The organism is Rhizobium hidalgonense (assembly GCF_002914525.1).
Taxonomy (GTDB): domain Bacteria; phylum Pseudomonadota; class Alphaproteobacteria; order Rhizobiales; family Rhizobiaceae; genus Rhizobium; species Rhizobium hidalgonense.
Genome location: NZ_LODW01000059.1, coordinates 111098 through 123073, shown reverse-complemented (window position 1 = coordinate 123073; position 11976 = coordinate 111098). Strand labels below are relative to the sequence as shown.

6 protein-coding genes and 2 pseudogenes are annotated in these 11976 nt (G+C 63.6%); 2 read left to right on the top strand and 6 right to left on the bottom strand.

Annotation, left to right across the window (positions count from 1 at the left end; genetic code table 11):
* Window positions 1-93: 93 nt before the first annotated feature.
* Complete coding sequence (locus tag ATY29_RS18010; RefSeq protein WP_097532916.1) at window positions 94-1362, bottom strand: HAMP domain-containing sensor histidine kinase; 1269 nt, start codon at window positions 1360-1362, stop codon at window positions 94-96.
* Between the two features lie 2 nt (window positions 1363-1364).
* Window positions 1365-2051, bottom strand: coding sequence for a response regulator (locus ATY29_RS18005; RefSeq protein WP_003572404.1), 687 nt, complete (start codon window positions 2049-2051; stop codon window positions 1365-1367).
* A gap of 236 nt (window positions 2052-2287) precedes the next feature.
* Here ATY29_RS18005 and ATY29_RS18000 point away from each other — a divergent pair, with 236 nt between their 5' ends.
* Both ATY29_RS18000 and ATY29_RS17995 read left to right on the top strand, forming a co-directional pair.
* Window positions 2288-3358 carry an efflux RND transporter periplasmic adaptor subunit gene (locus ATY29_RS18000; protein WP_097532915.1) on the top strand — a complete coding sequence of 357 codons (1071 nt, stop codon included), beginning with the start codon at window positions 2288-2290 and terminating at the stop codon, window positions 3356-3358.
* Window positions 3358-6510 (top strand): efflux RND transporter permease subunit, encoded by a 3153-nt coding sequence (locus ATY29_RS17995; RefSeq protein WP_097532914.1) that lies wholly within the window; start codon window positions 3358-3360, stop codon window positions 6508-6510. Before ATY29_RS18000 ends, ATY29_RS17995 begins: the two co-directional genes overlap by 1 nt.
* Window positions 6511-6791: 281 nt before the next feature.
* Here ATY29_RS17995 and ATY29_RS17990 read toward each other — a convergent pair whose 3' ends face one another.
* The 4 genes and pseudogenes from ATY29_RS17990 to ATY29_RS17975 form a co-directional block, all read right to left on the bottom strand.
* Window positions 6792-8207 carry an enolase-like domain-containing protein gene (locus tag ATY29_RS17990; RefSeq protein WP_097532913.1) on the bottom strand — a complete coding sequence of 472 codons (1416 nt, stop codon included), beginning with the start codon at window positions 8205-8207 and terminating at the stop codon, window positions 6792-6794.
* 1 nt (window position 8208) lies between these two features.
* Window positions 8209-9222 (bottom strand): annotated as a pseudogene (locus ATY29_RS17985) (hydroxyacid dehydrogenase).
* Window positions 9215-10044 (bottom strand): annotated as a pseudogene (locus ATY29_RS17980) (sugar phosphate isomerase/epimerase family protein). Before ATY29_RS17980 ends, ATY29_RS17985 begins: the two co-directional pseudogenes overlap by 8 nt.
* 11 nt (window positions 10045-10055) lie before the next feature.
* On the bottom strand, window positions 10056-11930 hold the full coding sequence (locus ATY29_RS17975; RefSeq protein ID WP_097532912.1) for a GH39 family glycosyl hydrolase: 1875 nt from the start codon (window positions 11928-11930) through the stop codon (window positions 10056-10058).
* Window positions 11931-11976 lie beyond the last annotated feature (46 nt).

Genomic DNA, 11976 nt, shown 5'->3' with positions numbered 1-11976 from the left:
CTTCCGAACCTGGATCGTGGGTTCAGGCTTAGCGACGCCAGCGTTAATGGCGGTTAAGAAACTGTAAAGTTAGGTAAAAGCCGGCAGAAGGGATCAGCGCCTTCTCGGAAGCTCCAGGGTGATCGCCAGCCCCCCCGCCTCCGGCAATGACGCATGCACGCGCCCGCCATGACGTTCGATGGCCTGCCTGGTGATGGCGAGACCGAGACCGTATCCGCCTCTCGGCACCGCGTCTTTCCCGCGTGAGAACGGCTGGAAGATGCGTTCGAGTTCATCCCGTTTGACGCCCGGCCCCTGGTCCGTAACGGAGATTTTGAGGCGGTCAGCTGTCGTCTCGCAGGACACCGAGATGGACGAATGATCGGCCGTATATTTGACGGCGTTGCGAACGACGTTTTCGAGCGCCCGGTAGATCAGCTCGCCCTCGACCTCGGCCCGGAAGACGCCCTCGACACTCGTCGTGATCGAGACCTCCCGTGCCTGGGCCTCGAAAGCCGCATCGCCGAGGATTTCGTTCAGCAGCTCGATGACGTCGACCGCCTGCGTCTGCAGCGGCAGGCCGGACCCTGCCGTCAGCCTGGCAAGGGTCAGAACTTCGCCCACCAGCGCATCGAGCCGTTCGACCTCCCGGTCCATCCGGTCCAGCATGGCGCCGAGTTTGGCCGGGCTCTGCCGGAGCACGCCGACGGCAGCCTGCAGGCGGGACAAGGGCGAACGCAGTTCGTGAGACACGTCATGGAAGAGCCTCTGCTGCGCAGCCTGAAGCTCCTGAAGCCTGGCAGCGGTGGAATCGAAATCATGCGCAAGTGCGGTGACCTCGTCCCTGCGTCCCGCCATCTTCTCTCCAATACGGACGTCGAAGCGGCCATGGGCAAGCGCACTCAGCCCGTCGCGAAGGTGGACGACGGGACGAATGAGGTATCTGGCGAGTGCTGCCGCTGCGACCGTGCTCGAAACGAAAATCGAAAGCCACGGCACCAGCAGAGCCAGATTGTCCATCACGTTGAGAAAGAAGCTGGCTTCCGGCGCCACGGAGATCCGGTAACAAGTTCCGCCCTTGAGGATGGATCTCGCCTCGGCCGTGCTCTCGTCTCCGCACACTGTTGAATCGGCGATTTTCGACAGCGTCAGGCCAAGCGGCACCGCATCTTGGCTGCTGCGGACGAAGCGCGCGGCGGCGTCCTCGCCATCCCTGGCAAGCACGTTCGCCGTCAGCTTCAGAATGATCGCCCGCTCCTGGTACTCCCGATCGCGGCCGGGGGGCGGGATCTGAAACAGGTTGACGATCACGATGATGACCGCGAGCGTCGTTGCCAGCGTCAACCAGATTGTCGCGAAGAACTTCCAGAAAAGCCGGGGCATGGTCAATCCACGAGAAGTTGATAGCCCTGGCCGCGAACGGACTGGATCCAGGATTGCCCGTCCTCCCTCAGTCCGAGCTTCTGGCGAACGCTGCTGATATGGACGTCGATCCGGCGGTCGAACGGGGTGAGCGGCTTGCCGAACGCCCGCTTCGAAATATCCTGTTTCGACACGAGCTGGCCGGCGCTGCGGGCGAGAACTTCGAGCAGGCTGAACTCGGTGCCGGTCAGGTCAAGGGTCTCGCCGCGCCACTCGGCGATCCTGCTGCCCGGATGGATAACCAACCGCCCCGCCCTCACCGTGTCGTTCGCGGCGCCGGCCGCCGGCTGACCCGCCCGGCGCAGGATGGCGCGCAGCCTCGCGGCAAGTTCGCCCGGCGAACATGGCTTCGGCACATAGTCGTCGGCGCCGAGATTGAGACCGGATATCCTGTCCACGTCGTCGCCTCTGGCCGTCAGCATCAGCACGGGCACCTGGCTCAGCTTCCTGATCCGCTGCAGGACTTCGATGCCGTTCATCCGGGGCATCATGATGTCGAGCACGATGATGTCGACCGTATTACCGGCAGCCGCAGCAATGGCGGCGCGCCCGTCGGTATCGGTGACAACGTCATATCCTTCCTCGACCAGATATTCCTGCAGAAGCGTCGTCAGCTCGGCATCGTCGTCGATGAGGAGAACCTTGTTCATTCGCGTTATCCATTATCAATCCCGGCAAGCCATACAGCACGAACACCATCAGGCGGCCAAGTTTTACCCAACTTAACACTAACTTGACCGCACTTAACGTTCGCCCCGCTACATATCCTGCCATGACATCGACGCGAGCCGGGATCGGATTGGCGTGCATGAGCCGCAATCCACCATCGAGTTGATCCCGGATCGGGAAAAGGCAGCGATGCCCTTGACCACAAAGGAGTGCATCGTTGAGAAGACCATCAAGGCTATGGGTCGCCGCGTTCGTGACAGCCGCGCTTTTCTTTCCCTTGCGCAATGCCCTGGCCGAACAAGCCGCACCCGCTCTCACCGTCTCGCTGACGACACCGGCGCAGCGGGACTGGCCGGAGACCGTTCCGGCGAGCGGATGGCTGAAGCCGTGGCAGGAAGCCGTCATCGCCTCCGAGACCAGCGGCCTGCGCATAACCGATGTTCTGGTCGATGTCGGCTCCGTGGTCACCGAGGGCCAGACACTCGTCCGGCTTTCCCAGGAAAGCGTGCTCGCCGATCTTCGCAAGCAGGAGGCAGCCGTCGCGACCGCCAAGGCGAGCCTTTCGAAGGCCAAAGCCAACGCCGACCGGGCGCGGCAGCTCCAACCTTCAGGCGCGCTCTCCGACGAGAAGATCGTCGAATATCTGGCCGACGAGCAGACGGCAACGGCAAGTCTTGCATCCGAAGAGGCCGCACTCGACAGCGAAAAGATCAAGCTTGCGCAGACGACCATCACCGCCGTCGATGACGGTCTCATCACCTCGCGTTCTGCCGATCTCGGCGCCGTCGTCTCGGCCGGCACCGAGCTGTTCCGCATGGTTCGCCAACAGCGGATCGAATGGCAGGCTGAAGTTTCAGCACGCTACCTCCCGCGCATTTCGGAAGGATTGAGCGTCAGGATCGACGGGGCGGACGACACCGTCATCGAAGGCAAGGTGAGACTCGTCGGTCCATCGGTCAGCACCGATACCAGCCGGGCGATCGTCTATGTCGCGCTTCCCGCAGACATGCGTCCGCGCACCGGACTTTACGTGACCGGCAACATCGAGCTCCAGACCTCCCCGGCGCTGACCGTTCCCGAAACGGCGATCGTCTTCCGCGATGGGATCAGCTACCTCTTCACTACAGGCGAGGATCAACGGGTGCAAAGGGTCCGGGTGGAAACCGGCCGTCGCAACAATGGCGAAGTGGAAATCGTCTCCGGAATAGATCGCTCGTCGACGGTGGTGATCTCGGGTGGCGCCTTCCTGTCTGACAACGACCTCGTGAAGATTGCGGAGAAAAACTGATGAACTTCTCAGCCTGGTCGATCCGCAACCCCGTACCGGCGATATTGTTGTTTGTGATGCTGACAGGCGGCGGGCTCCTGGCCTTCAAACAGCTGCCGATCCAGAACTTCCCCGATATGGACCTTCCGACGATCAACGTCACCGCCACGCTCGACGGCGCGGCGCCGACGCAGCTCGAAACCGAGGTCGCCCGCACCATCGAGGATAGTCTTGCCGCGCTCACCTATCTCGACCATATCACCACGACGATCACCGACGGTACCGTCTCGATCAAGGTGTCGTTCAAGCTGGAAAAGAATAGCGAAGCGGCGCTGAACGAAGTCCGCAATGCCGTTGACAGCGTCAAGGGCGACCTGCCGGCGCAGATGGAGACGCCTGGTGTCACCAAGGTCACGGTACAAAACTCGGCGCTGGTCACCTATGCCGTCGGCTCGACTGCGCTCAACGAGACAGAACTTTCCTGGTTTGTCGACAATGATCTCACCAAGGCCCTGCTTTCGGTCTCCGGCGTCGGGCAAGTCAACCGCATCGGCGGGATCGACCGCGAGGTTCATGTGGATCTCGATCCCGCCACGATGGCGTCGCTCGGGGTCACCGCGGCCACCGTATCGTCGCAGCTGAAGGCCGTGCAGACGGATACGTCGGGCGGCCTTGGCGAAATCGGTGGCGCCCGCCAGACCTTGCGCACACTCGGCGCCCTGCCGTCGGTGGAGGCGCTGAAAGGGCTCAAAATCCCCCTGGCCAACGGCCAGCAGGTTCGCCTCGATGACGTCGCATCCATTACCGACAGCTTCGCCGAGCGGTCCTCGATGGCCTATCTCGACGGCAAGCCGGTGATCGCGGTCGAGATCAAGCGCTCGAACGGATTTTCCGACAGCGGTGTTGCTGATGACATCGACAAGGCGATCAAACAGTTCGCAGCCAAGCATTCCAACGTGCAGATCGACGCGGCCTACAGCACGATCGGCCCGATCATCGGCAACTACGATGGTTCAATGCACATGCTGTATGAAGGCGCGATCCTGGCGATCATCGTCGTCTGGCTTTTCCTCCGGGACTGGCGGGCGACGATCCTGTCGGCCGTGGCGCTGCCCTTGTCTGTCATACCGACCTTTCTTGTGATGTACCTTGCCGATTTCAGCCTGAATATCGTCACGCTGCTCGCGCTGTCGCTGGTGGTCGGCATCCTCGTCGACGATGCCATCGTCGAAATCGAGAATATCGCCCGCCACCTGCAGATGGGCAAGCGGCCGATCGATGCCGCCCTCGAAGCGGCCGACGAGATCGGACTTGCCGTCATCGCAACCACCTTCACGCTGGTCTCCGTCTTCCTGCCGACGGCGTTCATGAGCGGCATACCGGGCCTTATATTTCGCCAGTTCGGCATCACCGCCGCCGTCGCCGTCCTCGCCTCGCTCGTTGTCGCGCGCCTGCTGACGCCTATGATGGCCGCCTATTTCATGAAGGCCCATCCGACCGAGCAGAAGGATGGCCGAATCATGCGTGCCTATATCGCCATCGTGAAGACCGCCATGAACCGCAGGAAGACGACCGTGGCCATGACTGCCATCGTCGTTGCGCTCTCGCTTTCGACCATTCCCCTGTTGAAATCGGGCTTCCTGCCCGCTTCCGACGACGCGCGAACCCAGATCACGCTCACCATGCAGCCGGGCGCCACCATCGAACAGACCGACGCCACGAGCAGGCAGGCCGCGGATATCGTCAGCAAGCTTCCCGACGTGACGCATGTCTTCTCTGCCGTCGGATCGGTATCCTCGGGCGGCGGACCCAATGCCAGCACCACGAGCGATGTCGGATCCGCCACGATCGTCGCCGTGCTGCCGCCAATCGACGAGCGCAGCTGCAAACAATCGGAAATCGAAAACGACATCCGGCAGGCGCTCTCCGCCCTCCCCGGCGTGCGCGTGGAGGTCGGTGGCGGCGGCAATGGCACGAAGCTCGAGCTCACGCTGGCGAGCGACGATGCAAACCTCCTCGACAGCGCAAGCACGGCGCTCGAGGAACAGCTCCGCTCGCTGCAGGGCATCGGCGCGGTGACATCGACGGCGGCCCGGCAGGCGCCGGAAATCCAGATCACACCCGACTTTGCGCGCAGCGCAGCGCTCGGGGTAACGTCGAGCGCCATTGCCAGCGCCGTGCGCGTGGCGACGAACGGGGAATATTCCTCCGATCTGCCGAAGCTCAACCTCCCTCAGCGACAGGTTCCGATCGTCGTCCGCTTCAGCCCTGAGTCACGCACCAAGCTCGACGACATCAGGAATATGCGGGTGGCGGGAACGCACGGCAACGTCGATCTCGGATCGATTGCCGATATCCGGATCGGCGGCAGCCCCTCTCAAATCGATCGGATCGATCGGATGCGCAATGTCACCATTTCCGTCGAACTGAATGGCCGTATCCTCGGCGACGTCAACCGCGAGGCGCAAGCGCTGCCGGCGCTCCAGCACCTGCCGCCGGGCGTCACCCTTGTCGAACAGGGTGAACTCCAGCGCAGTTCGGAACTGTTCCAGAGCTTCGCCCTTGCAATGGCAATCGGCGTGTTCTGCATCTACGCGGTTCTCGTCGTGCTCTTCCACGATTTCCTGCAGCCGCTCACCCTGCTGATGGCTCTGCCGCTCTCGCTCGGCGGCGCACTGGTGCCGCTCGTGCTGACCGGAACGAGCTTCTCCATGCCTGCCGTCATCGGCCTGCTCATGCTGATGGGCGTGGTGACCAAGAACTCCATCCTGCTCATCGAATATGCGATCATGTCGCGCCAGCGTGGCATGGCCAGGTTCGATGCCTTGGTGGATGCCTGCCACAAGCGTGCACGGCCGATCGTCATGACCACCATCGCCATGGCCTCGGGCATGCTGCCGGCCGCACTCAGCCTGATGGGCGGGGATTCGAGCTTCCGCCAGCCGATGGCGATCGTGGTGATCGGCGGCGTGATGATGTCGACGCTGCTCAGCCTCATCGTCATCCCCGTCATCTTCACCTTCGTCGACGATCTGGAACAGATCCTCAAACGGCTGCTGCGCCGGATCGGACTGGTCCAGGAAATCGCCGGGGATAAACCGCATGCCTCCAACGATCATGCAGCGATCGCCTTCCAGCCCGAGCAATCAAGACGGGGGCACGGTCAGCGATGATCTTTTCGGCTAGCTGCCAGATGCTCCCGCACCCGATGCGGGCAACGCCTGGCGACTTTCACGGCAACCTCTTCGGTCGAATTCCCTCCCCCGGAACGAGACCGCGGGACGTATATCCCCCGCAGGCGGCCCCATGCCGCCTGCGCGTCCTGCCTGTTGAAAGCGGTAGTCCAGGCACTCATCACCCCGGTTGCAGTTGCCCTCGCTCCTTTTGGCGGCATCGCGCTTTTAACCGCGCTTAATATCAGCACAGCTATTAGAATTCCGACCATTGCCGGGCGTCATGACAATGGCGTCATCGCTTCAAAATCGGGCAAGACGCCGCTGGCATAACCGACAGCGGCGAGCGAACCGATCGCGATCCGACCCTCGCGGATCGACAGCAGCGGGCCGTCGGCACCCCACGCGTAGAGATCGGGATGGGCCGCGGCAAAGCGTTCTTTCTCCGCCTGCGGCGCACCCTGCATGCCGGCCACATAGTGATGGCCGTTGCGCTCGACATGGGAAAGGCCGAGCAGAGAACCCAGCGCCAGATCCTGCTGCACGGCGAGCCCGGCCTGGCAGGTCAGGTCCTCCCCCGACAGGAACAGCCCCGGCGTCGGTCCGGTTCGGATGCGGATCGCCTTCATGAGCGAGCGGTAAACGCCCTTGCAGGTTTTCGAGGACACGCCGGTATAGCCGAGCCCCCGGGCGCGGGCGAAGGCATCGTCGCCGTCATCGCTCTCGTCGATCAGGAAGGCCAACCGCGCCGCCAGATCCCCGAGCGGCGTTTGCATGGTGATATCGCGCGAGAACGGCTGTTCGACAAAGGCGATGGCCGCACGCAGCCTCGCCAGCCGCGGTGTTGAATCGATCCGTGCCAGCAAGGCGGCGAACTGCTCGGCCGCACCAAACTGTTCGTTGCCATCGACCGTCACCCGATAATCGGGCAGACGGTCCAGCACGGCGGCGATCCGCGCCAGGCGGTCGATATCGGCGTCGACCGCGCCCGAAAGCTTGATCTTGAACCAGCGATTGCCATAGCGCGCGCTCACTGCCTCAAGGCTTTGCGGCAGGCCATCGCCGATGGGATCGACGATATCGCCTTCGGTGATCGGGTCGACAAGTCCGATCGTATGGCGCGCCGATATCGAACCGGCCGGGCGAAGGCCGGCGAGCACGGCGGAAGCCTCGTCCGCGCCGATATCGTCGGGCAGCATCGGGCCGCCGATGCCGACAAGATTGCCGCGCACCGCATCGAAGAAGGAAATGCCGGCAAGGCGGCAATAGGCATCGAGCGCAGCGCGGGCAATGAGCGAAGGCCCGAAGCCGGCGGCCAATAGATTTCCGGGCAGGCGCCGCAGGGTTTCCATCTCGTTCAGGCGGGCGGCGGCAAACAATGTCGTCGGCGCGGAGGCTTCGAGCGAGGCGGCGGCGGCGGTGCGGATCGAACCGCGCAATTGATCGACATTCTGTGCCGGCGTCAGCGCCGGGTTTTTGTCGAACCATTTCGGCACCATCATTTCGGCGGCAGCGCCGATGGCCGTCCTTCCCCCTTCATCCTCGACGCGCACCCTGAGGAAGGCCTGCGGCGCCTTTTCGAGAGTTGCTGCGCCGAAGCGGAACGGCAGGCGCAGCCTGATGTCGCGCTCGAAAGCGTCGATCTCGGCGATTCTGACACGCGGCGCCGTCACGGAAGCTCCCCTACTTCTGTCCATGTCATGCCATCCGGTCGAGCATGGCGCGCGACACTTCGTGCTGGAGCGGTTCGCCGCAGCAGCCGGCCTATCTCATCCACCATGGCCTGCCCCTGGGCAAAATGCGCCTCCTCGGTGTGGCCGGCGGCATGCGGCGAAATGGTGACATTGACGAGTGCGGGGGCGCGGAAGGGACTGTCCGGCGGCAGCGGCTAGTTGTCGAAGACATCGAGAGCCGCCTCGATACGGCCGGAGCGGATCTCGGCGAGCAAGGCGGTCTCATCGACCAGCTCTGCGCGCGCGGTGTTGATGAACAATGCGCCGGGGCTCAGCAACGCCAATTCACGGGCACCAATCATCCGGCGCGTTTCGGGCAGAACGGGCGCATGCAAGGAAATCACATCGCTCGCAGCGAGTGCATCGTCCAGTCCTGTTCTGACGACGCCGAGCGCTGCGGCCTCGCTGTCGCTGAGATAGGGATCGACGACCAGCACGCGGCAGCCGAAGGGAAGGAGCAGCCGCATAACCGCCCGTCCGACATAGCCGGCGCCGACGATGCCGACCGTTCTGGCGCCGAGCAATCTCTGCGGCACTGCAGCGCGGACGTCGAGCCATTCGCCGCCCTTGCGCAATCGCTGATGCAACCGATGAATGCCGCGCATGGCGAGCAATGCTTCGGCGACGACGAATTCGCAACCGAAATTGCAATTTTCGAAGCGGCATGACTGACGCGAAGGCCGTCTTCGAACAGACCGGCGGGAACGAGCGTGCGGACGCTGCCGGCCGAATGCGCGACGAGGGCAAGTTGCGAATGGCGTTGGCGCGCGGCGGGATCGAAGGGTGGCGTGCCCCAGCCGGTCAGACAGGCCGTGGCGCCTTGCAGCAGCCGGTCGGCATCGGCGGCATCGATTGTGGCGCCGGTCGGCCAGCGTACCTCGCCGAGGGCATTCAACTCAGCGGTCGCCGCATCGTCCAACATCATGCGGCGGGTCTTTTCGGTCAAAAGGACGGCAATGACGGGAGCTTGTTCACGCAAGATTTTGCTCTTTCGCTGCGGCGACCAGGCGCCTGAGATGGGTGAGATCGGCGCGGATCTTGTCGAGCGCCTGTTCCCGGGGGACCCGGTATTGGGAATGCATCGAGAGCACCCCGGCAAAGCCGTGGCGACCAGATGCGGAATGATTTCGTTCCAGGGCACCATGCCGTCGTCGAGCCCATACCAATCCGAATGCCAGGTACGCTGGCCCTCTGCCCCATAGACGCCGGGAAACCAGCCGCTGTTCTTGACGCCCATGCAGCAGAACCACGGATCGAGAAGGTCGAGGGTCAGACGCCAGTCCTCGGTCCCCTCGCGAATGACCTGGTTGGCCGGATCGGGATAGGCGCCGATCCTGACGGGATCGCGCCCAGCCAGCAAGTGCATCGCCAGAGCGCCCGAGCTGTGAAGCGTCCCGCCGTGAAGCTGGATCGTCAGCTTGACGGCGAACCGTTCGGCGAGGCGCTCAAAACCATCGAGGTCACGCCTGGCTTCATCGACCTGAACCTTCCAGCGCTGGGACGGATCATAACGCCAGAAGCCGAGCCGGACCTGGCCGATGCCGGCCTCGCCGCAAAAGCCGAGCAGCCGGGACGCAGCATCGTCGGGCCGGATGGCGTCGATGGTCGCCATCGGGACGCGCAGGCCGCCTGCGGCAAAGAGCTTTGCGGCCTTGACGATTTCCTCCGGCCTCTCCGGGGTAACGGCCTGGCCGTCGCGAACGAGAAGATCGGCACAGTCGAACCCCAAGCCCGCCGTGATCTCCGCCGCCTTCTCCAGCGGCAGGCCCTCCAGGGACTTGGTGAAATAGGCGATATTCATGATTTCCCTGCTCATCGACTGGAAAGGCAAAGCTCGCTGCGGCGGCCGAACGCATCGCGGGCCCGCACCGCGTATCGCGCCCCCTCCGGCGCCGACATGTGCAGAAATGCCGTCGAGATCAGCGGCACGGAGCTGACCTTTTCAAAGGTCTGGCCATCGGTGCAGGCCAGAACATCATAGAAGATGGCGGGGCTGTTATCACCCGCCGCCCAGAACAGCATGCGCTCTTCCCGGCCGCCGAGACCAAGGTAACGCTCGACGACGAGACCGGTGGGTGCGGCCGGCGGCGCGCCGCTGTCGGGAACGACAATCACTTGCGTCAGCGACGGCAGCGGCACATCGATGTCGACACTGATCCGGCCCTCCTCGCAATCGACGATGCTGATCGGATGCAGCAAGGCGGGTTCCTGCGCGCGGCGCAGTTCGGCAAACTGCGCTTCATCAGGCTGAGGCGGCGCGCCGACCGGCTCGAAGAGCCCGCGGGGATTGCTTTGGTCGCGTTGGGCCTCCCACACCTCCATCGGATTGGTGAATTCCTCGTCGATGCGCAGCAGGCAAAGCGCGTGGCGGCCAGGGACCAAGCCGTCCACTTCAAGACGAACGGCGGTGCGGCCCGACCGATTGATGGCGTCGACGCTGTGGATGAGGCTGATGGAAACACCGCCGCCCGGCAGCCGTGTCGGCAGGATTGCCAGGCCATCCTGGTCGGGAGCCAGCGGGGGTTCGGCCGTCACTTTGCAGACAGTGTCGCCAAGCGTTGCCAGCAATTCCATCGACGTCAGGCCGGGCTTCTTGATGAGATCGAACGGCGGGGCGGCATCGACATCGGTGACCAGCGTGCCCAAATCGGTCTTGTGCTCCCACTGCGCCTTGGTGAAATTGCGCGGACCGAAATAGGCAAAGATCGTGCGCTGGCCCCAGCCGCCGATAAAGGCGTGGTCATTGCTGAGGAAGGTGAAATCCGCCGCTTTCGGGGCAATGATGCGCCGGTCGTGCTGCTCGATGATGCGGGCGATGATCCCGGCGTAGTAGGCCTTGCCGTGCCAGCTGTGATGATCGCTCCAGCCGAGCTGTGGATCGCATTCGTCGTTGACGATCGGCAGGCCCGCAAGCCGCGGGTGGTGCTCCTTGAGATAGTCGACGACGAGAAGCGTGCGGTCGACGATGGCGTTGGTTTTCGGCGTCAGGTCTTCCTTGCTGCCGTTGACGCCCTTTTCGTGGATCGAGATGTAGTCGATGCGCGGCGGGCCGTCGCCGGTCAGGCAGCTCGTGCCACTGTCGCAATGGGCCATCAGGGCGCGAAAGATCGGCGAGAGCGTGCGGGCGGTGCCGGGCCCGCCCATGGGCAGGCCGGGATCGATGGCGTCGAGGCCGGCGACGCAGGCGTCGTAATAGTTGGTATAGCTCTTGATCCCGTAGGTCCACCAGCCGGAGTCGGCCTCGTTGGTCGTCTCGAAATACCATGTGCGCAGTTCGCCCATACCGTAGCGCGCGCCATAGCGGTCGGCCGTTGCAGTCACGAGATCCCGCCAGCGCTTGACCTGATCCATGTCCTCATAGTCGGTGAACATGCCCGACGGATTGCCCATCAGCTCGAAGAACGGCTTCAGGCGGTGTTCGATCATCACGTCGAGCGCGCGATCTAGCAGGGACCAGTCATAGACGACCTTGTCTTCGCCGCCGATGGCGCGCAGCAGATTGTAGAGGTAGTGGACGCGCAAATACCGGATGCCCTCGTTCGGCAGGCCGCCGATATAGGCGAGCATCTGGCGCATCTCGGGTTCGAGCAGCAGCTCGGCCGGCGAAAAGCCGGTGCCGCGCCAGAACCGGTTGAACGGACGCAGCGCTTGGCTGGCATCGACGTTTATTCGCGTACGGTCACGCATCGCTGATATCTCCGTGGGCGGAAGTTTGGCAGTACGCCGGGGCGCA